We start from the raw sequence: 25,436 nt of genomic DNA on the forward strand, positions 1-25,436 counted from the left end.
ACTATCACCCCTAAGACAATCTTAAAACTTGCCCTACATTTATTTTATTAGGATTAGATATATTATTTAGTTTTGCTATTTCTTTTACCTTAGTTTCATCATTCAATTCTCTTTTAGCTATGGTCCATAAAGTATCACCCGCCTTAACCGTATAACTCTTTGCTGGAATTTTGGATGGTCTTTGTTCTTTGATTGTAACAATAGCTTTTCCATCTTTAATATCTAACATTGCAACCTCTTGTGTTAAATATTCTTTGTATTCTTTTAACTCTAAGCCAACATATATATCTCCTTCTTCTCCTGCCTTTTCTTCTATAGAGTAGCTTTCCAGTGATACTTTCATCTTTATATCAAATAAAAGTTCTCCCCAAGGAGCTTCTCTAATTATAGTGAACAGTATAGGCTTTTTATCTTTTTTATATTTCTTAAACCTACCAGTATAATAATCTGGTGTTTTAAAACCATTAGGATAAATAGCAAAAGGATATTCCTTCCCTGGAAGTAATGTTTTAAAACTTATATCAGTTAATCCTGGTTCTTTTAATATATTTACATCTCCTACATTTAATAATTCTATTACTTTGTTTTTTCCCTTGATTTTCATTGTAAAATTAGGAGGGGGAACAGGTAATTGTATATGATCCCCTTCATAATCAAAATAAAAAGAGTACATTAGTTGTGCACCCCTTCCGCAGCTATATTTATTTGTTCGGTTAATATATTTTCTATATGTGCAACTATTCCATCTACATCGGCAGTTTCTCTTACATCTCCAAATGCTACGCTTATTTGTGGAGCTAGGGTTGCAGTAGTAAATCTATTTACTACTTCTTGCTCTGCTAAATCTCTCATCCATTTTAAATCTTCCTCCGTCTTTTTAAGACTCTTAGTATTATCATCAATAGATCCTAATGTATCTCTTTGTGATGCATTCCATAAATCTTCTTGTGATCCAAAGTTGTTTATAGCACTTTCTATACTATATAACCCTTGCGAAAACTTTCCAGGTAATGATGCTCCAAAGTCATAACCCTTTTTTATCTCTGTAGCATAATCCTTATATTCCATTCGTACAGCTTCCCATACATCTTTATCGCTTTTAGGTTTATACTTTTCTAGTTTGGACATAGCATTATCCATAAACTTTAACTGAACTGTTCCTATATCAGTTCCTAAATACTTATCCATCTTTTCAATTACCCAATTCAATCCATCAACTATTCCTTTGAATAGGTTATTGAAAAATCCTAATACATTCATAGCCAGGTCATAAAACAACTTTTCTACAGCATATTTGGGATCTATGAAAAGATTAACAAAAAATTCAGCAAAGCTTGCAAAAATATTCCATACATATGCAATCCCGTTGTAAATATTTGCCCACAATGCACCAAATACTCCTCCTACAAACCCTGTTACCTGGTCAGCTGTTACTCCTGCCCGTTTCAATATTCCTATAAATATTAGTATTGCAGCTATGACTATCATAATCGGCCAATGTGTAGCCATCCATGCTGCTCCTTGCGCTAATATTGGGGGTATTGTAGACCAAAGCTTGGGTATAATGGTTTTTAATTGAACTATAATATAAGCTAAATAAACAACTGCAATAGAAACTAATATAGCTCTGATGATATCCCAATTATTAGCTACCGTTTCAGTTAACCATATAATGCCATTCACAATAATTGATACACCAGCAGCTATTGCTCCAAAAAACTGATCAGCATTAGCCGATTGTAACCAAGTATTTATTTTGTCAAAGGTGGGTTCTAATCTCATCAATGCCTCTTCCCCAGCTTTAGCTAACTTTAATTTACCTCTATCAATAGCTTTATAGAACTTTTGCATAGGATTATCTTGATATGCTTTTACAATTTCATCAGTTAATCCTGCAGTGTTCAATGCTTCGTCAAAAGCTCCTATCATACCATCTAGTGAACCTCTCTTAACTGCCTTTTTCAATGGTTCTATTTGACTATCAGTAAGATGTAGTGACCTTTGTAACCTTGAATACTCTCCCCTCATAGCCTCCTGCATCATCCCTTCGGCACTTCCTATATTTCCTGTTCTCATAGACAGTCTATTAGCTACATCAGTTAATCCCATAAGTTTATTTGTATTTTTAGTTAGTTGCATAAAATTTCTTGTTACTTCTGTCAAATCCTCTATATCATTCCTTGTATCTATAGCATATAATTGCAATCTATTAAAATAATGCCTACCGATGTCTTGATTTCCAAATGCAGCTTGCATTACTGCTACTCTTTGATTTAGCTCACCTGCTCCACCTATTGTATCAGTAATTAGTTTCTTTGCAGCTCTAAAGCTTAAGTAAGCTCCTACAAGGCTTTTAACTTTATTGATTAAATTTCCTGAAGTATCAACACTATTTCTCATCTTATTATCTTGTTCCTCTAGCTTCTTACTAGCTCTATCCACCGCCTCAGCAAATCTTATTTCTGTGGATTCAGCTGATAATAGCTGCTTTTCTAGCTTTAATGTAGTATCAGCATTCCTTCCCATTGTGTCAAGTGATTTTTGAAATTCCTTAGATAGTCTACGAACGGTTCTTTGTTGATACTCTAGTTGGTCAGTTAAGTTGATGAGTTTTCGCTCATCTCGGCTTAAATTTTCAGCAAACTGGGTCCTCTTGTTCATTGTTTCCTGTGCTCTTGCCACTCCATCATTCATTTTTATAGCATTACCTGTTATTCTATTTAAAACCTTAGACATATTATCTATTAAGTTAATACTTGTTTTTATTCCAGCTATAATAATCACCTACTTTCAGGTATAAAAATAGCACCTTCTCAGGTGCCTAAAACAATGTCTTTACCAAAGTTTTATATAACTTATCATCAAGTTCTAACAAACTTTCTTTCCCATCCTTAAATTTTACAGCGACCAAATAGGATCCTTTCTTTTTAGCTGATAGTCCAGCCAATAGCCCTACAGGGCCAAGGGCCAAAGAACCTACCATTCCCCTACCTATAGCACTCATAGCCTTTGTTCTATGTTCTTCATCAACTAATTCATAACTTTCAACCGTATCCTTGTTTATTAATACTCTCTTAGTAAAGCTCACTGCTATAATTATTCCATCTTTAGAATTTACAAATCTACTTTCTTTGTAATCCCCTGCTATTACCTTAGACATAGTATCCTCCTTTATAATTTTTTTACCTTCATTATATCAAATTATAAGGGGGTTTTCCATGTATTGCCTTATTTACATATTTTTATCTTACCTCCAGCTATTTCTTAATTTTAGCTGCCTCTTCCTTTTCATTTTCTATCTTAATATCTATACTAGCTATTACAAATGCCTTCTCATACTTATCCATAATTTCATATTCTCTAGGTCTTATTTTAAGCTTGTGGAGGGCATAGTAAGCATAATTAGCCTCACTATCCCCCCCTTCTATTAGTTTTTTGCTTCTTCTACCAGCTCTTCCATATCTCTATCAAATCCGTTTACCTCTTGTACCTTTTCTAATAATCTAGCATATTCACCTGCTGTTAGCATTTTCTTAACTAGACTTTCAGCACCCAATACTCCATATGATTCTTGAAGCCCTGCATCTCTTAAATTTGGATATACAACTGATTCCACTATTAGTTTAGTAAGGTACAACTCATAATCGGTTTCAGGTACTCTTTGCCCTTTGCGCCCAATTACCTTTGTACAGGCTCTTCTAATAGCTTGATTCTCTTCCTCTGATAAAGCTTTTATCTCCCATTCAACAGGATTTCCATTATCAGCAAACCTATTTGATACCACATGCTTTTCATTTTCAATTTGAATAACATTTTGACTTAAAAACGCACTTAATCCACTCATTTATATTCCTCCTCTTATTGTCCCATAGTTCTAAATTTGTTTGGCATATCAACATCATTAAATGTAAAACTAACCTCTTCATCCAATGTTTCAGATTCTATATCTAACTTTGCTATAATCACACTATCAAGATTTACTCCTTTTAGTATTGTTGTTTGCCTTCCTAGTCCACTTGTAGGGTCATCATTTTCAATCAGTATATCAAAATATATATCTTTGCCGGTCTTAACATACTCAAGCATTAATTCTCTAAATTTACTTGTAGCGTAATAAATTGTCATAGAACCTGTCCCATTCCAACCACCAGCTTTATGCTGGTTACCCGTTCTACCTAAAACCGGTACTTCTATTTTATTTTTTTCAATACTAGCTTCAATATTTTTAAGATATAGCATTTCTTCTACGTTCCCATTTATAGTAGCATATGCTTTTCCTAGCTTACCACTTATAGCATCTTCTGCCCTCATAAAAGCCATATAATCCTCTCCTTTCTATCTAACTTCAACAGACATATATAATTTTTCCATAGCATCAGTAGGAGTAACTACTTCATTTACAATTACATCTTGCTTTTTAACCCCTTGTAATATAACTATGTCTTTCTCCTTGAAATTCTCTATAGCTCTAATATTCTGTAGTTGTTCATGATAGTTTACCAATTCGCCTTTGAATAAAGTCCTTCCAGTATCATCATTTGTAACCTTGCCTAAATAATAATCACTAAATATTCTAGCTGTATCATTCGCTATTTGATCTAAAACCCTGATAACCCTATTAGAACTAAAATCTTGATTTTTATTAGGTTCGTAACTAGTAAATGTATTAATATCAGTTAATACTCTAATGTCATTACCATCTTGATAAAATGCAAACTCACCATTTTGAATAGCTTGTTCAAATTCTCTTTTCTTAAATTTAGCATTTACTTCATATTCTCCATCATATTTCTTATTAGTTAAACTTTCATTAACTGCTGCTCCTGCTGTTTGTCCTGCTACCCAGTATACAAGTTCTTTATTATTTTTAACACTTATTACACCCTCAAAATCAGCCTTAGTATAATCAAATAATACAGTCGTAATTTTAACCCCTTCATCATCCCTCAATCTCTTTGTAAAGCTATCAAACAACGCTTTAGTTACTTCATTTTCGCCCGCATACAGGAGAATGGTGAAATCTTCTGATTCTATTTTATCTAGGAACTTACTATATGCTTCACCTGATACAGTTCCATTTTCTCCACCTTTTAAAGGAGTTCCAGCAGTGACTTCTAATGTACCCTCCTTTGCAAATATAACAAAGTTGTTATCTTGTAAATCCTTAGCTGTTTCAACTGTTTGAGTATCTACCTTCGATGTATCTAAATAAGTTATTACATCAAATTTAGACTCATCATCTATATTTGCTTGTATTACTATTTTAATATTATTTCCTCTAATGCCTGGATACTTAGCTGCTATGGTTAGATTGTCACCTATAGTAGTAGTAGCCTTTTTTCCATTTCCATTAAGTCTATATATCTTTGCTGTCTTAGCACCCTTAAATACTTCTCTTAAAGGCTTTAACTTATCATCTGAATATCCATAACCTAATATGTTCAATGACTCCTTTTGAAACTCTGCTAAATCTATAGTTATGACTTCATCATTAGCTCCCCAGTCTATTTCTAAGGGTAATGCTACTATTCCTCTATCTCCTAAATTTCCTAACGCCCTAGCTCTTGATACAAAATTAATATATGCTCCTGGCAATGCTTTATTTGGCACTATAAACGTACCTCCACCTAATGCCATACTATTTCACCTTCCTTTTGTCTTTCTTAGAATCTACTTCACCTTTTAGATATTTATTTACTTCAGTTTCCACTTCTTCCAATGTATAAGTTTCATCTTCTTTTAAAATTGCATTAATTAAGTCCTTGCTGTAATTTAATTTATTACTTGCAAGGACTTGCGATTTAGTGAATTTGTTTTCAGTTGTTTTAGTCTTTGTTCTTGACTTAGTTTTTTCAGCCATGCTTTACCCCTCCTTCATACTCTAAGTTTTCCATCTTAGGTATAAACTCTATTTCCTTATATATAAACATTGGATATTTTACAAAGAAATGTAGCACTCCATCAACTATTTTATGATTCATCTCTAAGCCCATAAGTGGTCTATCTGCAACCTCTATATATTCCATCTGGTCATATAGAACCTCTGCCATTTCCCTCATTTCCTCATTTTTCTTTTCATTATCTGGATTAGGGAAATAATGTATATTATAGAAGTGTCCTCTTTTATACCTATTACCTAGTTCTTTGTTTTGATTAGACCTTAATTCTCTAATATAGAAACAAGGCTCATGGAAATTTTGCTCTATGCTTTCACTATATATCTTTGTAGTTTCCTTATCTCTAAAAGTATTTATCTTTCTTGATATGGCTTTCCTGACTTCATCTATAGTTACTTTACTCATTGAAATACTCTCCTAGAAAATCATTGAATTTCTTTTCCAATAATGCTGGAAGTTCGTCTTCTATTTCATCCATTGATATTGTCATCATAAATTGCCCATCCACGAAACCACCATTTATAGTTTTATGCCCAAACTCTACGTGGGGAGCATAAAATACAATATTAGAAATTATAATTGTATAGATCCTTCCTTTTTTCACAACCTCTGTATTTGCTAGTATATAAGAATAAGGGTCTATATCATTACCGCCTGTCCACCCTCTCCTAAGAGTTCCCCCAACTTTATTCGATTTAGCTGTAAAGCTCACCTTTTTATTATCTTTAGTAATAAATTCTACTAACTTATCACCATATTCTCCAACTGGGGTCCTTGCTATAATTTTAGCTAATGCTCTTGCAGCAATCTCCTTAATAGTATCCTCATGAAATTTTTGTATCTTTTCCTCGTCCAATCCCCTAGTTTTCTCAAGCCACTCTTCAAGCTGTTTAGTATCCCATATTCCAATAATGCTCATGCTGTATCAATCCTTTGTAATACTATTTCCTGATGTGTTACATAAGGGAAAGGCTCTCCACTTCTCTTATACTCTCTAGTTACTCCATTTTGAGTAACTACTAGTTTTGAACCTGCCTTTATTTCTATATCTGGGCTTATAAATAGTACTGGCTCATATTTTATTGTATTTGCTACTTCTGAACTGCTTACTGAAGATATGGTTTTCTTCGATACTTTACAAGGTATATTTTCATGAACCGGTACTGGTTTTGGACTTGTTATTGTTTCTCCTGTATCCTCGTCCTCTACACTTGCATACTCCCATATAGTACATATGCCTTTGTACGTACTTTCTATGGCCTTTCTTGCTAATTCTATATGATTGTTCATATTACCATCTTAACCTTCTAAATGGATTAATCTGTGCCTTGTAATCCTTTAGTAATTGCTTAGATATATCTTTGCTTATTTTAGTTTCAAATGTTGTTGTAGTATCTCCTACCTGAATTGACTTTACATCTTTTCCTTCTTCTTCATTCCCAAAGTTTTCTATTCTATATAGTTCTATGGCCATACTTAAAACTGTAGTATTAAGTTCCACTGGAATTTCTTTGATGTTGCAATAATTTTTTATAGTATCTTCTACTTTTTCTATTGTAAATTCTAATATAAAATCTTTACTATCATCTTTCATACCTAGTAACTGTTTTAACTTCTCTAACTTTAATTGAGTCATTTTATTCACCTTCTATCAATAGGTCAACTAGCTCATCTCTCTTTAATTTAGAATATCCTTCTAATCCTTTTTCTTTTGCTAATTCTTTTAATTCATCTACTGTCATTTCTTCAATTGTTTTTTCTTCTTTTTTAATATCTTCTTCGTTCTCTTTATTGTGCCCTAATACGTGCTCCCTAAGTTTTTGTACCCTTCTTTGATACCTATCCATTTTTACATACCTCCTTAATAAAATTAAGAGAAAGGAATTAATCCTTCTCCTAATCATTCTCCAATTTGAACAAGAACTTAACTATTCTAATTTCTTTAGGTTCATACACTCTATTCCAGTTAGTATCTGTTTCTAATTCATCTAATGTTGGGAATTTACCTGCTACTGAGGACTCAGTAAACTTAATCCCTCTTGGATGAAGTATAGATATTTTTCTATTAACTAAAACATCTTCACCTGCTAGAGATAGCCCTTTTCTGACTACTTCAGTTTCAAGTATTTTAGGGTCTGAACCATTTCCCCACGCTATAGCTCCACTACCAAACAAATACATTACTCCAGCTTTAGTGACTGGATCATAGGTCATAGCATCATCTACTATTACTCTTTTATTCTTATAAGTTTTCATTACTACATTACCTTCTGAATCTCTTATAGTTTCAATTTCATCCTGTTTAACTAGATGATTCTCTACCTCAGAGTGCATCATAACACCAGTTAGTAACTCTTTAGCATCCCCCATTAATTGCTGTGCATCTAAGAATGAATGTGAGTTCAATATAGCCTTTGCACCTAATCCTGCTGTTATATCATGCACCTTTTCTTTCATTGAAGTTGATGAAAATACTCCATCTAATATAGAAATTAAAATTGATTGATAAGTTCTATTCCAGTAAGCTCCAAATCTATCTGCTATTACTTTCATAGGATCATCACCTGCTAAATGTCCTGCTAAAGCGTTCGCACCAAATGACTTAACAAATGCCAGCTTTCTAGCTATATCTTGTCCAGTCGTTAATTTACCTGGAATAGTTTCCCCATCATCATCCATTATTTCTACTTCACCAGTAAGATCATTCCAAAATGGCATATGAATAAGTACATTAGGGCCACTTGCTAGTGCATCAAACTCTGGGTCATTCTCTGCTATTCCTGATTGAATTAACTCTGATAATTCCATTGTTCTTTTAACTACATATGGAGTAAATACTTCTGGTTGTATTACATCAGCTACTTTAGTTGTAGTAGATGCGAATAATTGTAAATTCATTTTAAGACTTTTGTTCTTCATAAACTAATCTCTCCTTTTAAATTATTTAGCTGCAGCTTTTAATTTTGTTGCAAGCTCTGGATCTTCTCTTAGTATTTTGCCTTGTTCTGTTAAGTTGAAGTGCTCTTTACTGAATGGATTATTTTTATACTTTGGATCCATTGGGTCTGTTGGTAGTTTTGGATCTCCTCTTCCTCTTAGTGAATCTTCACCAAATAAATAAGACTCTTTTTCTTTAAGAGTCTTTAACTGTTCGTCTAACCCTATTAAGTTATCTCCATCTAATGAAACTCTTTCTAAATCTAACAAAGCCTTTACTGCTCTAATATTTTTAGCTTTTTCATCTTTGAGTTTTAACTCTATAGATGTTTCTTTCCTTAATGCTATAATCTTAGTTTCATATTCTTCTTTGGTTTGACTATTGAGAGTTTCTAATTCTGTAATCTTTGTTGTAAGTTCTTCATTGCCTGCTGCCTTAACCTTTAATTCTTTTAGTTGCTTATCTCTATCCTCTATTTGAGTCTTTAGCTCCTTCTTTTCTTCATTTACTTCGTTAAATCTTTCAATAGGTATAAACTTATCTTTCAATGAGTCTTGATAGGCCTTTAATACCTTCTTAGCTGTTTCCTCATCTAGCCCCATTTCCAATAGCTGTTCTAAAGTCATTTGTACATTCCTCCTTAATATTCCTATTCGTTTTTTACAAGTAACCGCCCTTGTGTGGTCTCGTTCTTTTACATCTTCGATACTAAAAAGATGATTTTAAGCATAATAAAAAGACTTATTCCTAAGCCTTAAACAGTTCTGGGTTATCTTTAATCACTTGATATAATCCTTTTGAAATTTGATCTACAATAGTTTCCTCTCCATCATTTTGAAAATCTAATTCTCTATCATATACAATCCCATGTATTACTTCATGTAATAAGGACTGTTGATGACCCTGAGTATCTTGCAATCCTTCATCTATAGATATCTCTTTGCTCTCGTAATTAATATGGGCATATGCCCTTTGGTTACTACAAAACAAGGGCTTATCTTCTAATTTAATTTTATATTCCATTCCACTAATAACTAATTTATCTGGTATATTCATATTTTCCTCCTTTTATTAGACCACATGCTCTTTATACCAATCCTTATATTTCATATCCCCGGGTACATAGTATCCTTTACCAGTCTTAGGGTCTCTTGCCCATCTTTGCTTAATATTACCTTCAAAGCATGGAACTACTGTACTTCTACACCATACATGTAAAGGAGGCCAATTAACTCCTATTTCTCTTTCTGATAGTTTAAATATCCTTAAGTCCATATCTTGACATATATCAGAGGTTCTCATATCCAATGTAGCGAGGAATTGATATTCCTCTACTCCTAACTCCTTAAAAGCCCTAGCCCTAGATTCATTAGCAAAGAAAGCACTCTCAGTCATAACTAATCTTCCTGCTGCCCTCTTAGATACTTCCATCTTCTTTGATATATTCCTTATGGCCATATCTGGACCATCTCCTCTAATAAAAGATTGAGCTAATTCCTTTTGTAATTCATTCATAAGGACTTCTCTATCTCTCCATACCCTTTCAGAGAAATTGGAGCCATCTGGTACCCATGGCTTAGCAATAATTGATTCTACTGTTCTGGTATCTAATACTGTGAATGTGTCTCCTATACCAAAACCCTTCTGTACCTCATATATTGACCTATAGTAACTCTCTCTGATTAACTCCTCTGATAATCTAGTTAATCCCTTTAATCTAGTGGCTGATATAATGTCTATCTGCTGCCTTATTTGATATTGTAAAGAGTGGAGCCTGCTTATTCTCTCTCTATCTGCTACATCCATATAATCGCCCATATTTAGCTTGAATTCTCTTAGTTCCTGAGGAGTTAGTAGCTTTTTAGTATCTGCATAAGATATATCTTCACCATATCTTCCATAAAAATCTCTTAAATCCTTTTGTATACTAGATATAGCTCTCTTGTATTCTATTTCTAGATATTGATAATATCTTTCACCCTTTTTAAGCAAGGATTCGGTCAATAAAGTAAACCTATCATTCCAATACTTATTCGTCCTGGTCATCTTCCTCACCTAAATTCTCATAATTACTATATTTATCTATTTCTGTTTCCTCTTGCTGCTTTAATCGTTGCTGTTCAACTGCTACATCTTCAACCCATGGATGGTTAGCTATTATTGTTTCATCTGATATTATTCCCTTTGAATCTTTAGCTATCTTTACATCTTCCTCATCATTGGTAATCATAGTTTTTCTAAATGTAACTTGGACCGTTGTATTGTCATAATCTTTTTTATCTATGATATTGATATATTCAGTAGTAAACCATAAGAGCCTTTTAACTGCCTTTCGAAACTTTCTTTCCATAATACTAGCCTTTAAGTCTAGTAAAGAATATAAAAATTTTAAAGCCACACCTGATGGACTGTTTCCAAATTTATCAGTTTTCATATTTACGCCTTGTCCGAAAATGAATATATTCTCTTCTAATCTGTCTAGCATTTCCTTTTTAGCTTCTATAGGTATATTTAGTTCTACTTTGTCAACTCCACACCCTTCACCATATACAGTTAATGCTTTGTAATATCTTATGTTTTCCTTAAACTTGTCTAAATCTTCTCCTTCATATCCCTTTAGCACCATTATTATCTCTTGCACTTCATCAAGGTTATTACCTAGATCTGATACATTCAAATCATAACTATCTATTAACGCTTTATAGAATTTTAAGTCTGATACTCTTTTTTCATTATTAGGGAACTCAATAAATGGAACTTTAGTCCATCCATAGCCAGCATCATTATAGTAAAAATGATAATCTGGATTACTAAGCTCTGTATCATCTAATACAAAATTTCCTCCCTCATCCTCTATATAGAAGGTTACGTTCTCCCTAGTCCACCATTCAACTCTAATTCTTTCCTCTCCGTTTACTTCTATCAAATAATGTCTTAATACGGCTTCTAAATTTTCCTGGAGGCTTGTATCATAAATGGGTATTATTTCCTCTGCTGGAATTACAATAAACTTGAATAGTCCCTCTTGGTTAATATATACATGTAGCCATTCAGTCCCTTTATTAGATGAATTCTTTGCTAATTCATTTAAACTATCGTGCCATTCTTCTCCTAATATAAGGTTAAGCCTATCTCCATACTGTTTTTGTCCTTCTTCCGCCTGTAGCACTGGAGGCTTACCTACCAAATATCCTACCTTCTGGTCTACTAATAATTTGTGCCAATTATGAGGTATTTTATTATTAGCCTTTGTCTCATCTTCAGTCCTGACTCCTTCTTTGTAGTAATATTGTTTTCTGTCTAGGATGTCATTTTCATTATAATAGTACTTTTCACCTTCTCTCATATGACTAATGTTATGCCCATTTATTAAATCTCGTATAATGTTAGAGTCCATTATCCTCCTGTCATTTTTTAATTTCTGTTTCTGCAATTTATTAAATGTTATCAACTTATCACCTTCTTATTTTAAGAATCTTATTCCATTTTTATTGAATAATATTGTATTAACAAAGTATCTATCTCCATCCATGTGATGGTCATTCTTTTCTATAGGTTTATCTTCTCCCCTATCAGCTGCCCTTTCATCCCATACATAGGAACTGAATTCCTTAAATGTTTCTTTACAGCAATCATTATACTTAATTAATCCTTTATTTAATGCTGCACCTACATTCCTAATTCCGTCTACCACATCATTATTAGCACTCCTTATAATATGCCCTCTTTTTTTTAATTCTGCTATAAAGGATGCAGCACTAGGATCTACTATAATTGTTCTAATCTTAAGGTTGCCTATAAATTTTTCTAAGTCATCTGCATATTCTGTATCTGTTTTTTGCTTATTCTTCTCTCTGCCTGAATAGTGATATTCTTTGACTTTGTACCATACCCCATCAAAAAGACCCCACAATCCAAATGTTGTAGGGTTTTGAGTTCCATAGTCTATAGATATATGGTATCTTGTATAAGCTCTATTCTTAGTCTTAGCAATATGTTTATCCTTGTCAAACATATCATATATAATTCCCTGGGCCATTACCCATAGGCCCAAAATATATCTCTGAAAGAATACTCCACTATACATGGATCTATATCTAGTTTTCGTTTTTTCAGATAAACTTAAATTATCGTCCATAGTGAAGTGTAAATGTATTAGCTTTTTCTTATCTTTTTCATCTATCCAATTAACCTTAAACCAGTGATAAGGTCCGTCAGGGTTACAGTTGAACCAAAACTTAGAACCATCAACTGAACATCTACCAGTAGCCTGGTTAACAAATGATTCAGGCATTAATGCTACTTCATCAAAGAACACTCCCGCTAATGTAATTCCTTGAATTAGGTCTTGTGAACTTTCATCTTTACCGCCAAAGATATAAAAATAGTTAGCAACTTCTCCTTTGCTAACTATAACTAAATTATCTGCCCTATGGTCTTTTACCTGGTATCCTCTAGCTTTTAGCATTAATTTTAACCAGAATAGTACATTTCTCCTAAAAGAGCCTATTGTTTTACCACACATTCCGAAGTTCTGTTGATCGAATGTCTCCATTGCCCACATGACAAAGGAGAGTGACATTGATAAAGTCTTTCCAGAACGAATAGCTCCATCTGCAATTATTCCTTCTTTATCAGATACTGGAGATTCCGGCAGCCACCAAGTCAATACCTTTAACTGTTTCTTGGAAAATGGTTTGAATTTGAACACAGCTTTTTTAATCTTCTTCAGCATCTTCCCAAACCTCACTTACTTGACCTTTTAATGCTTCTAAGAATCCATCATCTTCATATTCTTCATCTTCCCCTTGTACTCTAAGTTTTTCTAACTCTAGATTTTCCTTCTTAAGCTGCAACTCTATTTCTGTTTTATATTTATTGAATTCAAATTTTTCTTTATCAAGTTGTAATTTTTCTGTATCTCCTAGAGTTTTAGCTTTTGTTTCTATCAATTTTCTAAGTTGGTCCATACAAGCATTAATACCTGACACTCTATCTTCTTCTGAAATATCTTTTTCAACTTTAATTCCAAACATATTATAAAAGAAAGTTTTTTCTCTATTAATAAGTCCTGCAATCTTTAATCTAAGCAACCTTATTTCATCATCTACATTTATAGAAGGTTGTATCATATTAAATAATATTTTATCTTCTGTATTTAACATATCTGCATATAAGGATTGATAGGCTCCATGTTTAATTGCATTAATATTACCTGGTGGAGCTCCTCCATCATTTCCAACTGCATTTGTATTATTTAAGGGTGCACCCCTTTTCTTTTTGGGTGCACCCTTTTTATTATAGTTTTTCTTTTCCTCAGACCATCCATATCTTTTTATCCAGGACTTTAAGGTATTTATTGAAATATTGTATTTATCAGCTATATCCTTCTGTCTCATTCCCTCTAAATAGTCCTGCTTTGCTTTTATCCTGATTTCATCCAACAATCACCACCTACTTATTTGAGTTGTTTTATTTGTGTGTTTTTATATGAAAAAAGACACCCTTGTGGATGTCTATATATTACTTATTTGTCTCTTCTCTTAATTTGTTAATAAATTCAGCTATTTTTTCAGCCGTTTTTTCGTTACTATCTCCCGTGTACAATTTGCCTTCTTCGATTAATGCTATAGTAATTTCCTTTATTTGTTCATCAGTCATACTTTCCCCTCCTTCAATCTTCCACTTTTACATTTATACTGTTAAAGTTCCCACAATTTGGACAGTACGCATTTACTTCTAAAGGTATTCTATATCCATTCTTTTTTATAGCTTTAACTACTGTATTTACCACTACTTTATTTTTAGGAACCGTCTCTACATCAAATAAATAACCACTATTCTCCTGGGTAACTTGGTGCCACCACTCATATTCATGATTACATTCTTCGCACTTATGTTTTCCCTCTATTTTCATCTAGTCACCCCTTCCCTTTGTATATACTTCTACAGAAAGGGAAAAAATCCTTCTATAATTGTTCGACATTTTCCGACAATTAGCAGGATTTTTAAAACTTATATCTAATTATATATTTAAAGGTGAAGGGATATAAAATATATCTGAGGTGATTTAATGTCCGATTTTAAAAAACCTGGTGAAAAAGCTAATTATTCTGGCCAGTACGAAATTGTCGGTCCTCGTGGAGGGAGAACCCCACATGGTGAGCGAACTGTAGTTAAAAACGAACCTCTTCCACCAACTCCTGATAAGGGATTGAAGTATAAGCTTGTTGATAAAACAAAACATAAGAACAAATAAATAGTAGAGAGTCCCTTCACCTTTTACCATATTTAAAATATTCTACTATCTTTTAATGTTTGATATAATCCTTTTGCTAGTTGATCTACTATGGTTTCCTCATCATCATGCTTAAGATTTATTTCTCTATCATATACTATCCCATGAATAATTTCATGGATTAACGTTTGAATATGCCCTTGGCTATCCCTTAATGTTTTATCAATCAATATTTGTTTTTTATCAAAGTTAATATGTCCATAAGCTCTGATATTATCGCAAAATAAAGGTTCATCTGTGATTATTACCTTATATTCCATACCACTAATAACAATTTTATCTGGCAAGTTCATATTTAGCCTCCTTCTAATTATTTAATCTGTTTCATCTTACCCTTATCCCTCTTATAGCTTCTCTCCCCCATGCATTCCTTTAGAGAGTCGTATGCTCCGGTTACTATAATCTTTCTATGTTTACCATGCCGAGGGCAAGTTATATATTTACCTTCTTTTTCATCATGCTTCACTTCACTGGCAAGAAGAATAAAACTTCTATTACAATTTAAACATTTATAGGCTATGTACTCTTTTGAATTCATCTTCTCACCTCATTTTTTAATTATCATTTATAAGTATATTTGTTTAGATTAAATAAAAAATCCCACCGGGGAACTTGGTGAGATTTCTTGTAATCCTATTCTTTTCTTACACATGATCATAGAAAAATCTGTATATGCTTACATTTTCTTCCATGATACCATTATATCATGTTATTTTTTTAAAAAACTTCACTTTTTCTTCACTTTTTTATTTTTTTACCCACTTCTGCTGATTTTTTCGTAACATAACTATCACTATATTTTACTTCCTCTGCTATCTGATTGATAGACTTGCCTTCTACAAATCTTTTATATGCTATTTGATATTCTAAGCCTTCAAGTTTACCTAGCTTTTCTAATAATTGTTTTTGTGTCTCTTTTTTGTCCTCAATGATCGATTGTAATATGGCTGCCTCATTGTTTACTTTATGTTTTCTATCTACATATATATTTAAGTCTATATTATTATATTCAATTCTTCTAAGTGCATAATCTTCTCTATATAAATCCTCTAATCTACTTTGATATATTTCTATCTCTCTAAGTAAATCTTGATATGTTGATATAAATAGCATAATCTACTCCCCTTTCCTCTCTGCCTCATCTATTTCATAACTCTGTCTATATTAAGCTTAGGCTTGTATACAACCCGCCTACTCCTCCTCATATAAAATTCCATATACATGATACTTGTTTCCGAATGTATCTCTACCTATTGCATGAGCTTCTGTATGATGTTCTCTACATAGCTGTATCTTTCTTAAGTCACTATCATCTATTTTACTTCTGTCTCTCCCCATACCTATAGCGTTCCAATGGTGCATTTCTCCTTTTCTCCCACATATACAGCACCTGCTATATTTCAAGCACCCCCAAAGATAACGATCTATATCATCAGTTCTATTTAAGGCTTCATCACTTAGAGGTATGCCATGTTTTAATATAAAATCTATAATAAATGTAATGAATTCTCTTGCCTGGCTTATACTGCAATTACTTAAAGAAAAAGGTATCTCCCCTGTTTCTATACAATAATCGTATAATAACCATGCCCTTAATTCCTCTGGATGCTCTCCTGTAAGTAATGCTATATCTTTTACAGTTGCAAATATCTTCTTTCTTTGATCTGCTGTAATAGTTCTTCCATCATCTATTCTTATTTCTGCATTAATTTTATTGTTGTTTCTATATTTAATTATTTTTGATTGGACCCACTCTCCTGGTATATGTAATATTAGGTCCGTTCCTTTTTCCGTTTCTCTTATTCCCGTTATCTGTGAGAAGTACTGCATATCCTCCCTCCTTGGTTGACGAAAAACCTATATTTTCCCCTTTTAGTTGACATCATTGTTCCTATTCAAAAAAGAGAAGCCCAGGGGTTTTACTTCTCCCTGGGCTTCTAGAGCCTCTACTGTTTTATTGAATATAATACTTGTTATGCGACATAAAAATACCGTAAAATTCTTTTCTGAATAATACGGTATCTTTACTAAATATTTAATTCTATTAATTATGACGTTTAATATAGAGCTTGTGTCATAACTGACACTAAAATTATGTTACCTCAGCTTTATAAACTGGAATTTATCCTATTATCCTTTTGTCTATATACTTTTAAAGATATTTCTCCTTTAAGTAGACTAACAAGGTTATTTGTTTTTCTTAATTCTTTTCGAAGTCCCCTGAATTCTTCCTCCCCCACTAATAGCTCATATTCTGTATTTCTGCCACTTCCATCTTCAAATAGTTCCCCTCTTTGTATTTCAAGCAATAATTGGCGTCCTTTTTCAATATCATCTTTACGATAAGTGAGATTGTCAATTCTTGATTCTGCTATAGCATTATAATCTCTTAATTTTCTAATACTGTCATTTATCATTTCCTTTACTTCCTGTTGTGTCATACTTTGTCCACCCCTCCCAAATTCCTATTTTATCAAATTATTCAAACCATTTATCTGTCGCATAATACTACAACTACGACCTACTTATATGATAATTGTAACATACATATCATATAACACCAATAAATCGATGGAATTATTTTACTTTTTAATACCGTATTATTCAGTTTTCAAAGTTCGATTTCATGTAAATGATTAGCTATTTTTCCCTGTGTCAAATTTGTTCTTAGTTTTACACCTGTGGCATATTATTTCTGCTCTCCCTTCAAGTTCAAGAAGTAATTTCCCACATTTTTTACATCTGATTTTCTTCATTGTTTCACGCTCCACTTATCTGCTGAATAAATAGCCTTGTCCCAAATTTCTATATAACGATTTTTCTTTACTTCTCCCTCTACTATCTTTGTCATTTCTTTAAAATTCTTATAAGGTATAGCTTCAGCTACATTGATACTTAATTCTTTAGAGGATTCTATTAGCTTGTCCAAATTTATCCCTCCTTATAAGGAGAGGGTAGTTGTCCTACCCTCTATATTATGAAATAATCTCAATATGTTTTAGTTCTTCTAAACTTCCAGCTAGAAACTCTTTTATTCTTCTCATAACCTCATTCTTCCACGCTCCACCATCTGCTTCATAGAGTGCTGCTCTTGAACCTTCTTGCATTCTGAATATAAATTTACTTTCTACTTGTTCTATCTCTGGGAATGTTCTATATGGGGCCAATATAACTGGATTAGGTACTACTGCTTCGCCTACTGTTGTAATTCCTGTTTTAATAGTTACCTTTTGACTTACGCCATTATCTCCAGTTTCTTTTACTGCTTCATCTCTTATAAGCCCAGTAAATTTTAATAGTAAATCCTTATCATTATTGTCTGCAAAACTAGATTGAAGCATAATGTTAAACATTTCTGTATCAATGAATGAATCGTATCTAATATTGTTTGGTAATATTGCTACTGCTCTTAATATCTCATCTCTTTCTCCTTCTCTTATAGGAGTTAATACTCTTACTTCTCCAGGACTAACTACTTGAATTAATAGTCTTACATCATTGTCATCTATATTTGTTTTAATAAAGTCAATAACACTGGTTAAATTGCTTACCTTTAGAGTTTCTATCTTGGGAAGCTTAACTCTAGTTAAAGGTACCTTTGTAAATAATCCGTTTTCTGTTGATACTAAAACCTCTTCTTCATAACCTAATCCAACTAAATATTCTAAAGCATCTTTATTTAACATTTTCCATTCCTCCTAAATTTTATTATTTTACTAATTTAATTCCTGCTTTTTCTAATTCATTAGGGCTCAATATTTCCCCTGTATCTTCATCTACTTGTAAATACTGCTGTCCTTTAAGCTGATTATTATATTCACTTGCTATTATTCCGCCTTGGCCATCTCTGTCTATTAATATCTTTGTTGCAACTGATTTCGTAGCTGCTAACTTAGTTTTAGTGTCAATGCCTACTATACTAAGTTCTCTGTCCTCACTTGGTACAAAGGTCAATTCTAATGTTAACTTTCTTTTTGTTTCAGGTTTTGTATTAGGGTCTGCTATGTTTTCTAATACTTCTTTTAATGCTAAATTAAATTTCTCTGCTAATGCTCCTCCTGCGAATTTCTCTAAATTAATTGCGTTATTCATCCTTATCCCTCCATTTTTATTCCTTCTAAGTAATCTAGCATTATTCCATCTCTAGATTTTACTTTCTTACAGTTGCATTCAAATTCATTAAAAGCTATACTTCCAAATCCTCTCTTCCCTTTATTTTCTTGATACTGTTTCCAATACCAACTTAAAGTCAACCAATCCAATCTATAAACCTTGTCAAACTTAGTAAAGTTGATTAATAGAAATGTTATTCCTCCATGCTCATACCAATTTTTCATGAAACTTATTTGATGTTCTTGAATATTACTAAGAGGAAATCTATTTTTTTCCCTGGTCTCCTTTGCATCAAAGGCTATTGGTGTACCTTGGTATACTCCAATAAAATCTAATGTGCTTTTTTCTTCATAGTAGGCAGAGATAATTTGCCCTCCTCTCTGAATCGGTTTCATTGGAGTAGATATTTTTTGCACTAATGCTATCCCTTTTCTCTTATAAGCTTTATTTGATATGTTTACTATTTCTTCAAATACATCTCCTCTGTGATAACCCATAAATACCTCCTATCGCAAAATACTACTTACTATAAATTCTTTAAGTAATGTTCCTCTAATTAGCTTTTTTAATATTTTCATTTTCATTAGCTACCATCTCCTTTGCTTTAGCTATAGCTTCATTAAAATTACAATTCAAATCAAGGTACATTATCTCAACTTCTTTAGATATTTCTAATGCTTCTTTATGAGTCATTTCAGGATTCTCCTTTTTTATTTCAGCTGCTATTTTATATTTATCTATTTTATTCAAGTGGAGTCACCTCCAATATTTTAATAGCTCTATCTAACGCTTGTCTGTCTTTTTCAGAAAGATATTTATCTGCACTTCTTTTATATTTCAAACTCATCAACCTTCCTACAATCTCTTCCTTATTCATAAGAATCCTCCTTCGTTCCCATCTCATGAAACACATTTGCAATGCTATACATCTCCTGGTCTTCTTCTTTCTTTTCTCCGAAGTATTTATATAAATCTTTCATAGCATCAATTCCGTTCATAGCTTTCACTCCTGTTTAGAAACTTTGTATATTCTTCATACCAAGTCAATTTAGTTCTTCCAACCCTTCCATTTCTATTTTTAGCTATCACTATATCTGCATCTCTTTTTATTTCTATATTTGTTCTATCATAGTAGTATTCACGATGTAAAAACATAATCACATCTGCATCAAATTCTAATTGTCCCGTTTCTCTTAAGTCACTCATTACTGGTATCTTTACATCCCTCGTTTCATTTGCTCTAGATAAACTAGATACTACCAATACAGGAACATCTAACATTTTAGCCATGTTTTTTATGTCATTTGATACTTGCTCTAATTGTTCTCTCTTAGTTCCCTTAGAGTTTGACTTAACTTTTTGTAGGTAGTCTACTATGACTAGATCTAAGCCTTCTTGTCTTTTTAACTTTCTACACATTGATTGCATATCTGATACCATTTTATTAGGGTCATCATCTATTAATAAGTTTTTATTTAATAAGTAATTAGCAGTATTCTGGAGTTTAGTCCATTCTTTTACGTCCATTTCTCTTTTATATCCTGTTTGTACCAATGACATGGATTTTAATAATCTTTCGACTAGCTGCTCTTTGCTCATTTCATAACTGAAAAATGCTATTGTTTTTTCTTCGGTTAATAAATTTCCTGCTATATTTATAGCTAATGCTGTTTTACCTATGGAAGGCCTTGCACCTAATAAGATATATTCTGAATTTCTTAATCCGCCGATTATATCATCTAGCCTGTCATATCCTGTTTTTAACCCCATTTCTAATTCCCCAGATGATACTTTTTCTATACGTTGATATACATCTAGTAGTATTCCATCGAGTCTTGTAAATTCACTTGTAGATGTTTCCTCTCTAAGTTCAAATATCTCTTTTTCAGCTAACTCTGCTAATTCTTCTCCAGTTTTATTTGGATCCCTGATTCCATCTGCTAATTTATATAACTTTCTTTTAAGTGATACATCTTTTAGTTGCTCTACATACTGCTTAAAGTTTGCTGTAGTTGGTAGTGATTCACTTAGTGTAGCTAAATATGATACATCTACTTGCTTATTTAGTTCTATATATAAAGTTAGATAGTCAACTTGTTTTTCTTTTTTAACTATATTTTGTATTCCTATGAATATTTTTTTGTGTAGCCCATCTGTAAAGTCATCTACGTTTAAAAGACCATAGTCTAAGCTACATTCACCATCAATTATCATACAAGCTAATACCGCTCGTTCTGTCTCTATATCCTTATACATCTAGTAAACCTCCATTCCAGCATATGGATTGTCCCCAGGCTTGGCTTTTTCTACATCCTTGCCTTCCGTCTTCCACTTTTTTAATATTCCTTCTACATAAGTTAATCTCCTTGCATTACTCTTTACTGCCACCTCGATTGCTTCTAAGACCCACTCATCTGTAAAATTATCAACTAAACCTACTAGCATATCTCTAGTCATCATATTTATAGTTCCAAATCCATTTTGTTCAAAAGCTTGTACTATTTTTCTAAAACTATCATCACCATCTTCTGTAGTATTAGTTGTATTATTAAATAATGTATTATTATCCTTGACGTTTTCGTCAATAGGGTCAATGATGTTTTCATCAATAGGGTATTGATTATTTTGTTCATACCTATTGATGTTTTTATCAATAGGGTGGCTACCTATATATATTCTTCTTTCTTTTACTGATTTTGTTCCTTCATGATAGATTAATTTAGTTTTTATATAGCCTAATTCCTCTAATTTGCTAACCCATCTTGATACTGTTGCTTTAGATACGTTATATAATTCTGCAAAATAACTATTATTTGCCCAACAATAACCTTTTTCATTACATAACGCAGTTATCTCTCCGTACAACAATTTTGCATTAGGAGCTAGTTCTTTGTCATACCTTACATTTGCAGGTATTATTGCATAATATGCCTTATTCATAAGTTCACCTCCAAATTTGAGGGGAAGAAATCCCCCTCAATCTAATTATCCTCCTAGTCCCTGCAACATTTCTATGACTTCACTAGCTTCTTTTTTAGTTAGTGCTTTGCTACTGTCTTTGTTATAAGCAGTCTTTATATACTTCTTCATTGCTTCAGATCCATAGTTTTTATCCTCAACTAACTTATACATAAAATTAAGTTGCTTATCACTTGCTAGGCTATTATCTACCATAGCTTGCTTGTCCGGATCTGTTTTATTAGCAGCCCCAGAAGTCACTGGTACTTGTTCATCTTCTTCTCCTAATTCTTCAAATGCTGTCATACCTACATTTGTTAGATCTCTCAGCGCTCTAGCTTTTGCTCTAGTGCTTGCCATTCGGATTATGTGAGGTCTTATCATAGAATTAGTGGAGTTAGGACCTGCATCTCCTATATCTATAAATGTTTCTTTCTCTGTCTTAGCTGTAGCTTTCACTATTGCTATCATTTCATTTTCATTAGTGGGTATCTGAAGTAACTCTACTTCCATAGAAATTAATCCTTTCTGATGTGCAAGATCTAGTAATCCTTCATAAGTTACAAACTGCTTTCCTTTTAAATTTACAATAAACCTTTCATCAATCTTACTCATATTTATACCTCCACCTTAAACTCAGGAGCTCTTTCAACCACTTCTACACCTTCTACTATCTCCCCCTCCTCTGTAACTACTTGTCCATTTACTACTTTAGTAGCTGCCTTTAATTCTCCCCATTTTGCCTGCTTTTTTATCTCTACAAATTCATTCATACTATTACTTTCTAGCCATTCTGTTAACTTAGCATCATCTCTCTCAAAATTAGGTCCAGGGAATTTCTTAATTAATTCTACAGAAGGTAATCTATATTTAGATTGTGTTTTAGTTTTCTTTAACTGCTTTTCATCTATAGATTCAAAATATTCCTGTAGATAAAAATCTCTATTCTGAATGATATTTTTCTCTTCATTTTTAACTGCTTCTAGTTTTTCCTTCAATATTTCTATTTTGTTTTCTAAAGATATTTTAAATCTTCTAACCTCTATAAGGTCCTCTTCCTTCTTATCAATCCACCACTCAGCTTCTTCATCTGACTTAATTCTCCATCTATCTTTTTCTACTTCCTCTAAGTGTTCATCTATGGTATTTTCTAATATCTCTGACATTTACTTTTCCCCCTTATGATTTTTTACATCTGCAACTACTAATTTTTTATATATTTCAACTGCAATAAGTACTGCTCCGCATCTGCAGTTGAACAAATTATTCTTTTTAATATTTACATCTCGACCGCATTTAGGACAGTTCACATCGCAATTCTCTCTTCATCTTGCATAGTCAAGTGAGTTTCAAATAACTTATTAAACATCCTAAATCCTGTAGATCCACTTATATCGCAATGTTTTGTTACCATTAACAACGCTTCTCTAGCTTTGTATACCGACTTATTGGCAGCAGTATAGCTTATTTGATATTTCTCGCTATATATTAGTGGAAGAGCTTGTCTCGATGTTTTCAATATATTATCTTCCACAACGATGCTCCTACACTCCTGCTTACCTCTCTTGACGGCTCTATCATATGTTTCTTTAACTATGAGTTCTTCTTCTATCCATCCATCAGCATGAGTTGTATATGCCTTCATCTTAGTGTAGTATTCTTCACCTTCTAATATATATTTAAAGTATTTCACCCATCTTAGTCTTGCTCTATTATCCTTCGCTCCTGCTCTTGAAAATTTAATCATTGTGCATACCTCCTTGATTGTGGTATAATAATAAAAAGTATTTTTTTAAACTGTTGAGCTTTTCAGATGGCCGTCTGATAGCTCTTTTTCTTTATCTATCAAAGTTAAATCCTTTCCATTACTCCAAATACAACAAATCCCTAAAGGATAATACTCTTGACAATCCTCTACGCATATTCTACTTGCTACATTTTTAAACAATTGCATCATCTCCTACAAAACAGAGTCCTTCAAAATAGAGATTAATAATGTTACTCTTAGTATGAATATCTAATTTATTTATGCGATTCATTGCCTTCTTTTTACTTTCTTCTACTTGCTTTTGAGTTTTAAAGAACTTACAATCCTTACAATTTTTAGCCCTTAAAACTATACAACTCCTACCATTGTCTGCAAAACACTTCTCCATAATATCCTCCTCTATTTCTATTAATATCATTGGGTTATTAGATTTTTTTCTTTTATCTAACTTTCTTCTATAAGCTTGTGTTTTATAGTAAGCTATAGTATCTTTTCTTACTTCTAATTGATTAGCTATATCAGAAATAGTACCTATAGATAAAATGTCTTCCCCTTTATAAAGAGCAAATTCCTTCATTGCTTGTCCACTCCTTTACAGCGAATTGGATTCAAATTTCTTTTATTTGTTAATGATTCAAATTCTGCTGCCTTTTCTGATGGAATCTGAACCCCAACAACTCCAAACCTTTCAAAAACTGAACTTTGTGCTTGAAATAAATTATCAGCATAAACTACCTGGTAATGATTTATTAGTTGCGGAACTTCTGGAAACGTAAATATAAATTTTTTCATCTTATATTGCTCCTCCCTTCACATATCCTCTTTGTCTGCATTTCTCATTATGTTCTGCTATCATTTCTTTCATATCTATAAATCTATTTAATGCTATCTTAAAGATTTCTATAGTATGTTCTGTGTCTAGCAATTCATGAACATTTTTTTTTAGCTTTTCTAACTCTTTATCTGTAAAATCTTTTATACTTTTTTTATTAGTAATTAAGATTAATACCTCTGCCAATACCTCATGGGATTCTCTATGCTCTTCTAATAGCTTCAAAGCTATATTGCTGATATTTAAGTCAATATTATCAAGGATTTCATAACTATATGCCTGTCCTATAGCACAATTGTGCTTACAATATCTTTGAGTTAAGAAAGGTTCTTGATATATTTCTGCAAATTCTACAACTATGCCCGGTGAAGGATCTCTTACTCCTCTTTCATAACATCCTAGACTTTCAGTACTTATCCCTATGCCTTTATCTGCTAGTAGTGAAGCTACATTATCCCTAGTTAATCCTTTATTCTCACGTGGTGTTTGGTAATCAATTAGGTAGCTTGAGTACATTCAATTTCACCTCTTTTCGTGTTAGAATTTAATTAATGAAGAAACTAAGCTGTTTTCTTTTCCTTTTCTTTTTTAATCTTTTCTAACTTTTCCCATTCCTCATTTAGCCTAGGAAT

44 protein-coding genes are annotated in these 25,436 nt (G+C 32.5%); 1 reads left to right on the top strand and 43 read right to left on the bottom strand.

What is annotated here, in order from left to right; translation table 11 throughout:
• Positions 1-10 precede the first annotated feature (10 nt).
• From RBU61_RS14075 to RBU61_RS14175, 21 genes are all read right to left on the bottom strand, one after another.
• Positions 11-673 carry a LysM domain-containing protein gene (locus RBU61_RS14075; protein WP_308876096.1) on the bottom strand — a complete coding sequence of 221 codons (663 nt, stop codon included), beginning with the start codon at positions 671-673 and terminating at the stop codon, positions 11-13.
• Positions 673-2,784, bottom strand: coding sequence for a hypothetical protein (locus RBU61_RS14080; protein WP_308876097.1), 2,112 nt, complete (start codon positions 2,782-2,784; stop codon positions 673-675). The genes RBU61_RS14075 and RBU61_RS14080 overlap by 1 nt, the downstream gene beginning before the upstream one ends.
• 37 nt (positions 2,785-2,821) lie before the next feature.
• Positions 2,822-3,160, bottom strand: a complete 339-nt coding sequence (locus RBU61_RS14085) for a hypothetical protein (RefSeq protein ID WP_308876098.1) — start codon at positions 3,158-3,160, stop codon at positions 2,822-2,824.
• Positions 3,161-3,427: 267 nt separating this feature from the next.
• On the bottom strand, positions 3,428-3,844 hold the full coding sequence (locus RBU61_RS14090) for a hypothetical protein (RefSeq protein WP_308876099.1): 417 nt from the start codon (positions 3,842-3,844) through the stop codon (positions 3,428-3,430).
• Positions 3,845-3,858: 14 nt separating this feature from the next.
• A complete protein-coding gene (locus tag RBU61_RS14095) occupies positions 3,859-4,320 on the bottom strand; it encodes a phage tail tube protein (protein WP_308876100.1) in 462 nt (153 codons plus the stop codon).
• Between the two features lie 15 nt (positions 4,321-4,335).
• Positions 4,336-5,637, bottom strand: coding sequence for a phage tail sheath family protein (locus RBU61_RS14100; RefSeq protein ID WP_308876101.1), 1,302 nt, complete (start codon positions 5,635-5,637; stop codon positions 4,336-4,338).
• Between the two features lies 1 nt (position 5,638).
• On the bottom strand, positions 5,639-5,860 hold the full coding sequence (locus tag RBU61_RS14105) for a hypothetical protein (protein WP_308876102.1): 222 nt from the start codon (positions 5,858-5,860) through the stop codon (positions 5,639-5,641).
• Positions 5,853-6,302: a DUF6838 family protein gene (locus RBU61_RS14110; RefSeq protein WP_308876103.1), complete on the bottom strand. Its 450-nt coding sequence runs from the start codon at positions 6,300-6,302 to the stop codon at positions 5,853-5,855. The genes RBU61_RS14105 and RBU61_RS14110 overlap by 8 nt, the downstream gene beginning before the upstream one ends.
• Positions 6,295-6,816 (bottom strand): HK97 gp10 family phage protein, encoded by a 522-nt coding sequence (locus RBU61_RS14115; protein WP_308876104.1) that lies wholly within the window; start codon positions 6,814-6,816, stop codon positions 6,295-6,297. Before RBU61_RS14115 ends, RBU61_RS14110 begins: the two co-directional genes overlap by 8 nt.
• A complete protein-coding gene (locus RBU61_RS14120) occupies positions 6,813-7,187 on the bottom strand; it encodes a hypothetical protein (protein WP_308876105.1) in 375 nt (124 codons plus the stop codon). Before RBU61_RS14120 ends, RBU61_RS14115 begins: the two co-directional genes overlap by 4 nt.
• 1 nt (position 7,188) lies before the next feature.
• The gene (locus RBU61_RS14125) at positions 7,189-7,533 is read right to left on the bottom strand and encodes a phage head-tail connector protein (protein ID WP_308876106.1); all 345 of its coding nucleotides are present in this window, start codon (positions 7,531-7,533) and stop codon (positions 7,189-7,191) included.
• A gap of 1 nt (position 7,534) precedes the next feature.
• Positions 7,535-7,744, bottom strand: a complete 210-nt coding sequence (locus tag RBU61_RS14130; protein ID WP_308876107.1) for a Rho termination factor N-terminal domain-containing protein — start codon at positions 7,742-7,744, stop codon at positions 7,535-7,537.
• Positions 7,745-7,793: 49 nt separating this feature from the next.
• Positions 7,794-8,816, bottom strand: coding sequence for a major capsid protein (locus RBU61_RS14135; RefSeq protein WP_308876108.1), 1,023 nt, complete (start codon positions 8,814-8,816; stop codon positions 7,794-7,796).
• Positions 8,817-8,837: 21 nt separating this feature from the next.
• On the bottom strand, positions 8,838-9,461 hold the full coding sequence (locus RBU61_RS14140; RefSeq protein WP_308876109.1) for a phage scaffolding protein: 624 nt from the start codon (positions 9,459-9,461) through the stop codon (positions 8,838-8,840).
• Positions 9,462-9,582: 121 nt separating this feature from the next.
• Positions 9,583-9,891 (bottom strand): hypothetical protein, encoded by a 309-nt coding sequence (locus RBU61_RS14145; protein ID WP_308876110.1) that lies wholly within the window; start codon positions 9,889-9,891, stop codon positions 9,583-9,585.
• Between the two features lie 15 nt (positions 9,892-9,906).
• Positions 9,907-10,881: a minor capsid protein gene (locus RBU61_RS14150; protein WP_308876111.1), complete on the bottom strand. Its 975-nt coding sequence runs from the start codon at positions 10,879-10,881 to the stop codon at positions 9,907-9,909.
• On the bottom strand, positions 10,865-12,232 hold the full coding sequence (locus RBU61_RS14155) for a phage portal protein (protein ID WP_308876112.1): 1,368 nt from the start codon (positions 12,230-12,232) through the stop codon (positions 10,865-10,867). The genes RBU61_RS14150 and RBU61_RS14155 overlap by 17 nt, the downstream gene beginning before the upstream one ends.
• Positions 12,233-12,298: 66 nt before the next feature.
• Positions 12,299-13,570, bottom strand: a complete 1,272-nt coding sequence (locus tag RBU61_RS14160) for a PBSX family phage terminase large subunit (protein ID WP_308876113.1) — start codon at positions 13,568-13,570, stop codon at positions 12,299-12,301.
• Complete coding sequence (locus tag RBU61_RS14165) at positions 13,554-14,279, bottom strand: helix-turn-helix domain-containing protein (RefSeq protein WP_308876114.1); 726 nt, start codon at positions 14,277-14,279, stop codon at positions 13,554-13,556. Before RBU61_RS14165 ends, RBU61_RS14160 begins: the two co-directional genes overlap by 17 nt.
• Positions 14,280-14,358: 79 nt before the next feature.
• Positions 14,359-14,496, bottom strand: a complete 138-nt coding sequence (locus RBU61_RS14170; protein ID WP_308876115.1) for a hypothetical protein — start codon at positions 14,494-14,496, stop codon at positions 14,359-14,361.
• A gap of 13 nt (positions 14,497-14,509) precedes the next feature.
• Positions 14,510-14,752: a hypothetical protein gene (locus RBU61_RS14175; protein WP_308876116.1), complete on the bottom strand. Its 243-nt coding sequence runs from the start codon at positions 14,750-14,752 to the stop codon at positions 14,510-14,512.
• A 156-nt stretch (positions 14,753-14,908) separates the two neighbouring features.
• Here RBU61_RS14175 and RBU61_RS14180 point away from each other — a divergent pair, with 156 nt between their 5' ends.
• Positions 14,909-15,094 carry a YjzC family protein gene (locus RBU61_RS14180; protein WP_308876117.1) on the top strand — a complete coding sequence of 62 codons (186 nt, stop codon included), beginning with the start codon at positions 14,909-14,911 and terminating at the stop codon, positions 15,092-15,094.
• Between the two features lie 32 nt (positions 15,095-15,126).
• Here the strand turns inward: RBU61_RS14180 and RBU61_RS14185 are convergent, their stop codons facing one another.
• The 22 genes from RBU61_RS14185 to RBU61_RS14290 form a co-directional block, all read right to left on the bottom strand.
• Complete coding sequence (locus RBU61_RS14185) at positions 15,127-15,426, bottom strand: hypothetical protein (protein WP_308876118.1); 300 nt, start codon at positions 15,424-15,426, stop codon at positions 15,127-15,129.
• A gap of 17 nt (positions 15,427-15,443) precedes the next feature.
• Positions 15,444-15,671: a hypothetical protein gene (locus RBU61_RS14190; RefSeq protein WP_308876119.1), complete on the bottom strand. Its 228-nt coding sequence runs from the start codon at positions 15,669-15,671 to the stop codon at positions 15,444-15,446.
• 200 nt (positions 15,672-15,871) lie between these two features.
• The gene (locus RBU61_RS14195; protein ID WP_308876120.1) at positions 15,872-16,246 is read right to left on the bottom strand and encodes a hypothetical protein; all 375 of its coding nucleotides are present in this window, start codon (positions 16,244-16,246) and stop codon (positions 15,872-15,874) included.
• 78 nt (positions 16,247-16,324) lie between these two features.
• Positions 16,325-16,963 carry a putative HNHc nuclease gene (locus tag RBU61_RS14200; protein WP_308876121.1) on the bottom strand — a complete coding sequence of 213 codons (639 nt, stop codon included), beginning with the start codon at positions 16,961-16,963 and terminating at the stop codon, positions 16,325-16,327.
• A 278-nt stretch (positions 16,964-17,241) separates the two neighbouring features.
• Complete coding sequence (locus RBU61_RS14205) at positions 17,242-17,574, bottom strand: hypothetical protein (protein ID WP_308876122.1); 333 nt, start codon at positions 17,572-17,574, stop codon at positions 17,242-17,244.
• A 311-nt stretch (positions 17,575-17,885) separates the two neighbouring features.
• Positions 17,886-18,062, bottom strand: coding sequence for a hypothetical protein (locus tag RBU61_RS14210; protein WP_308876123.1), 177 nt, complete (start codon positions 18,060-18,062; stop codon positions 17,886-17,888).
• Between the two features lie 46 nt (positions 18,063-18,108).
• Positions 18,109-18,819, bottom strand: coding sequence for a hypothetical protein (locus RBU61_RS14215; RefSeq protein ID WP_308876124.1), 711 nt, complete (start codon positions 18,817-18,819; stop codon positions 18,109-18,111).
• Positions 18,820-18,841: 22 nt separating this feature from the next.
• On the bottom strand, positions 18,842-19,225 hold the full coding sequence (locus RBU61_RS14220) for a replication terminator protein (RefSeq protein WP_308876125.1): 384 nt from the start codon (positions 19,223-19,225) through the stop codon (positions 18,842-18,844).
• 2 nt (positions 19,226-19,227) lie between these two features.
• Positions 19,228-19,743, bottom strand: a complete 516-nt coding sequence (locus tag RBU61_RS14225) for a Holliday junction resolvase RecU (RefSeq protein ID WP_308876126.1) — start codon at positions 19,741-19,743, stop codon at positions 19,228-19,230.
• Positions 19,744-19,798: 55 nt separating this feature from the next.
• The gene (locus tag RBU61_RS14230) at positions 19,799-19,996 is read right to left on the bottom strand and encodes a hypothetical protein (protein WP_308876127.1); all 198 of its coding nucleotides are present in this window, start codon (positions 19,994-19,996) and stop codon (positions 19,799-19,801) included.
• Positions 19,989-20,123, bottom strand: coding sequence for a hypothetical protein (locus RBU61_RS14235; RefSeq protein WP_308876128.1), 135 nt, complete (start codon positions 20,121-20,123; stop codon positions 19,989-19,991). Before RBU61_RS14235 ends, RBU61_RS14230 begins: the two co-directional genes overlap by 8 nt.
• Positions 20,116-20,244 (bottom strand): hypothetical protein, encoded by a 129-nt coding sequence (locus tag RBU61_RS14240; protein ID WP_308876129.1) that lies wholly within the window; start codon positions 20,242-20,244, stop codon positions 20,116-20,118. The genes RBU61_RS14235 and RBU61_RS14240 overlap by 8 nt, the downstream gene beginning before the upstream one ends.
• The gene (locus RBU61_RS14245; RefSeq protein WP_308876130.1) at positions 20,231-21,502 is read right to left on the bottom strand and encodes a replicative DNA helicase; all 1,272 of its coding nucleotides are present in this window, start codon (positions 21,500-21,502) and stop codon (positions 20,231-20,233) included. Before RBU61_RS14245 ends, RBU61_RS14240 begins: the two co-directional genes overlap by 14 nt.
• Positions 21,503-22,186, bottom strand: coding sequence for a helix-turn-helix domain-containing protein (locus RBU61_RS14250; RefSeq protein ID WP_308876131.1), 684 nt, complete (start codon positions 22,184-22,186; stop codon positions 21,503-21,505).
• 45 nt (positions 22,187-22,231) lie between these two features.
• On the bottom strand, positions 22,232-22,819 hold the full coding sequence (locus RBU61_RS14255) for a hypothetical protein (RefSeq protein ID WP_308876132.1): 588 nt from the start codon (positions 22,817-22,819) through the stop codon (positions 22,232-22,234).
• A gap of 2 nt (positions 22,820-22,821) precedes the next feature.
• The gene (locus RBU61_RS14260) at positions 22,822-23,370 is read right to left on the bottom strand and encodes a host-nuclease inhibitor Gam family protein (RefSeq protein ID WP_308876133.1); all 549 of its coding nucleotides are present in this window, start codon (positions 23,368-23,370) and stop codon (positions 22,822-22,824) included.
• A complete protein-coding gene (locus RBU61_RS14265) occupies positions 23,371-23,514 on the bottom strand; it encodes a hypothetical protein (RefSeq protein WP_308876134.1) in 144 nt (47 codons plus the stop codon). It abuts the gene before it with no gap.
• Entirely contained in the window at positions 23,511-23,951 is a 441-nt protein-coding gene (locus tag RBU61_RS14270) for a hypothetical protein (protein WP_308876135.1), read from the bottom strand. Before RBU61_RS14270 ends, RBU61_RS14265 begins: the two co-directional genes overlap by 4 nt.
• Positions 23,952-23,996: 45 nt before the next feature.
• Positions 23,997-24,152, bottom strand: a complete 156-nt coding sequence (locus RBU61_RS14275) for a hypothetical protein (RefSeq protein ID WP_308876136.1) — start codon at positions 24,150-24,152, stop codon at positions 23,997-23,999.
• Positions 24,145-24,549 carry a hypothetical protein gene (locus tag RBU61_RS14280; RefSeq protein ID WP_308876137.1) on the bottom strand — a complete coding sequence of 135 codons (405 nt, stop codon included), beginning with the start codon at positions 24,547-24,549 and terminating at the stop codon, positions 24,145-24,147. The genes RBU61_RS14275 and RBU61_RS14280 overlap by 8 nt, the downstream gene beginning before the upstream one ends.
• On the bottom strand, positions 24,546-24,764 hold the full coding sequence (locus tag RBU61_RS14285) for a hypothetical protein (RefSeq protein ID WP_308876138.1): 219 nt from the start codon (positions 24,762-24,764) through the stop codon (positions 24,546-24,548). The genes RBU61_RS14280 and RBU61_RS14285 overlap by 4 nt, the downstream gene beginning before the upstream one ends.
• A 1-nt stretch (position 24,765) precedes the next feature.
• A complete protein-coding gene (locus RBU61_RS14290) occupies positions 24,766-25,320 on the bottom strand; it encodes a hypothetical protein (protein ID WP_308876139.1) in 555 nt (184 codons plus the stop codon).
• Between the last annotated feature and the right edge of the window lie 116 nt (positions 25,321-25,436).

The sequence above is a fragment of the Tissierella sp. MB52-C2 genome (assembly GCF_030931715.1).
Taxonomy (GTDB): Bacteria; Bacillota; Clostridia; order Tissierellales; family Tissierellaceae; genus Tissierella.

Excerpts from the sequence above, each read along its gene's own strand:
- RBU61_RS14075 (WP_308876096.1), bottom strand. The coding sequence starts at position 673 with ATGTACTCTTTTTATTTTGATTATGAAGGGGATCATATACAATTACCT.
- RBU61_RS14085 (WP_308876098.1), bottom strand. The coding sequence starts at position 3,160 with ATGTCTAAGGTAATAGCAGGGGATTACAAAGAAAGTAGATTTGTAAAT.
- RBU61_RS14090 (WP_308876099.1), bottom strand. The coding sequence starts at position 3,844 with ATGAGTGGATTAAGTGCGTTTTTAAGTCAAAATGTTATTCAAATTGAA.
- RBU61_RS14095 (WP_308876100.1), bottom strand. The coding sequence starts at position 4,320 with ATGGCTTTTATGAGGGCAGAAGATGCTATAAGTGGTAAGCTAGGAAAA.
- RBU61_RS14100 (WP_308876101.1), bottom strand. The coding sequence starts at position 5,637 with ATGGCATTAGGTGGAGGTACGTTTATAGTGCCAAATAAAGCATTGCCA.
- RBU61_RS14105 (WP_308876102.1), bottom strand. The coding sequence starts at position 5,860 with ATGGCTGAAAAAACTAAGTCAAGAACAAAGACTAAAACAACTGAAAAC.
- RBU61_RS14110 (WP_308876103.1), bottom strand. The coding sequence starts at position 6,302 with ATGAGTAAAGTAACTATAGATGAAGTCAGGAAAGCCATATCAAGAAAG.
- RBU61_RS14115 (WP_308876104.1), bottom strand. The coding sequence starts at position 6,816 with ATGAGCATTATTGGAATATGGGATACTAAACAGCTTGAAGAGTGGCTT.
- RBU61_RS14120 (WP_308876105.1), bottom strand. The coding sequence starts at position 7,187 with ATGAACAATCATATAGAATTAGCAAGAAAGGCCATAGAAAGTACGTAC.
- RBU61_RS14125 (WP_308876106.1), bottom strand. The coding sequence starts at position 7,533 with ATGACTCAATTAAAGTTAGAGAAGTTAAAACAGTTACTAGGTATGAAA.
- RBU61_RS14130 (WP_308876107.1), bottom strand. The coding sequence starts at position 7,744 with ATGGATAGGTATCAAAGAAGGGTACAAAAACTTAGGGAGCACGTATTA.
- RBU61_RS14135 (WP_308876108.1), bottom strand. The coding sequence starts at position 8,816 with ATGAAGAACAAAAGTCTTAAAATGAATTTACAATTATTCGCATCTACT.
- RBU61_RS14140 (WP_308876109.1), bottom strand. The coding sequence starts at position 9,461 with ATGACTTTAGAACAGCTATTGGAAATGGGGCTAGATGAGGAAACAGCT.
- RBU61_RS14145 (WP_308876110.1), bottom strand. The coding sequence starts at position 9,891 with ATGAATATACCAGATAAATTAGTTATTAGTGGAATGGAATATAAAATT.
- RBU61_RS14150 (WP_308876111.1), bottom strand. The coding sequence starts at position 10,881 with ATGACCAGGACGAATAAGTATTGGAATGATAGGTTTACTTTATTGACC.
- RBU61_RS14155 (WP_308876112.1), bottom strand. The coding sequence starts at position 12,232 with ATGGACTCTAACATTATACGAGATTTAATAAATGGGCATAACATTAGT.
- RBU61_RS14160 (WP_308876113.1), bottom strand. The coding sequence starts at position 13,570 with ATGCTGAAGAAGATTAAAAAAGCTGTGTTCAAATTCAAACCATTTTCC.
- RBU61_RS14170 (WP_308876115.1), bottom strand. The coding sequence starts at position 14,496 with ATGACTGATGAACAAATAAAGGAAATTACTATAGCATTAATCGAAGAA.
- RBU61_RS14175 (WP_308876116.1), bottom strand. The coding sequence starts at position 14,752 with ATGAAAATAGAGGGAAAACATAAGTGCGAAGAATGTAATCATGAATAT.
- RBU61_RS14180 (WP_308876117.1), top strand. The coding sequence starts at position 14,909 with ATGTCCGATTTTAAAAAACCTGGTGAAAAAGCTAATTATTCTGGCCAG.
- RBU61_RS14185 (WP_308876118.1), bottom strand. The coding sequence starts at position 15,426 with ATGAACTTGCCAGATAAAATTGTTATTAGTGGTATGGAATATAAGGTA.
- RBU61_RS14190 (WP_308876119.1), bottom strand. The coding sequence starts at position 15,671 with ATGAATTCAAAAGAGTACATAGCCTATAAATGTTTAAATTGTAATAGA.
- RBU61_RS14195 (WP_308876120.1), bottom strand. The coding sequence starts at position 16,246 with ATGCTATTTATATCAACATATCAAGATTTACTTAGAGAGATAGAAATA.
- RBU61_RS14200 (WP_308876121.1), bottom strand. The coding sequence starts at position 16,963 with ATGCAGTACTTCTCACAGATAACGGGAATAAGAGAAACGGAAAAAGGA.
- RBU61_RS14205 (WP_308876122.1), bottom strand. The coding sequence starts at position 17,574 with ATGACACAACAGGAAGTAAAGGAAATGATAAATGACAGTATTAGAAAA.
- RBU61_RS14215 (WP_308876124.1), bottom strand. The coding sequence starts at position 18,819 with ATGTTAAATAAAGATGCTTTAGAATATTTAGTTGGATTAGGTTATGAA.
- RBU61_RS14220 (WP_308876125.1), bottom strand. The coding sequence starts at position 19,225 with ATGAATAACGCAATTAATTTAGAGAAATTCGCAGGAGGAGCATTAGCA.
- RBU61_RS14225 (WP_308876126.1), bottom strand. The coding sequence starts at position 19,743 with ATGGGTTATCACAGAGGAGATGTATTTGAAGAAATAGTAAACATATCA.
- RBU61_RS14235 (WP_308876128.1), bottom strand. The coding sequence starts at position 20,123 with ATGAATAAGGAAGAGATTGTAGGAAGGTTGATGAGTTTGAAATATAAA.
- RBU61_RS14240 (WP_308876129.1), bottom strand. The coding sequence starts at position 20,244 with ATGAACGGAATTGATGCTATGAAAGATTTATATAAATACTTCGGAGAA.
- RBU61_RS14245 (WP_308876130.1), bottom strand. The coding sequence starts at position 21,502 with ATGTATAAGGATATAGAGACAGAACGAGCGGTATTAGCTTGTATGATA.
- RBU61_RS14250 (WP_308876131.1), bottom strand. The coding sequence starts at position 22,186 with ATGAATAAGGCATATTATGCAATAATACCTGCAAATGTAAGGTATGAC.
- RBU61_RS14255 (WP_308876132.1), bottom strand. The coding sequence starts at position 22,819 with ATGAGTAAGATTGATGAAAGGTTTATTGTAAATTTAAAAGGAAAGCAG.
- RBU61_RS14260 (WP_308876133.1), bottom strand. The coding sequence starts at position 23,370 with ATGTCAGAGATATTAGAAAATACCATAGATGAACACTTAGAGGAAGTA.
- RBU61_RS14270 (WP_308876135.1), bottom strand. The coding sequence starts at position 23,951 with ATGATTAAATTTTCAAGAGCAGGAGCGAAGGATAATAGAGCAAGACTA.
- RBU61_RS14280 (WP_308876137.1), bottom strand. The coding sequence starts at position 24,549 with ATGAAGGAATTTGCTCTTTATAAAGGGGAAGACATTTTATCTATAGGT.
- RBU61_RS14285 (WP_308876138.1), bottom strand. The coding sequence starts at position 24,764 with ATGAAAAAATTTATATTTACGTTTCCAGAAGTTCCGCAACTAATAAAT.
- RBU61_RS14290 (WP_308876139.1), bottom strand. The coding sequence starts at position 25,320 with ATGTACTCAAGCTACCTAATTGATTACCAAACACCACGTGAGAATAAA.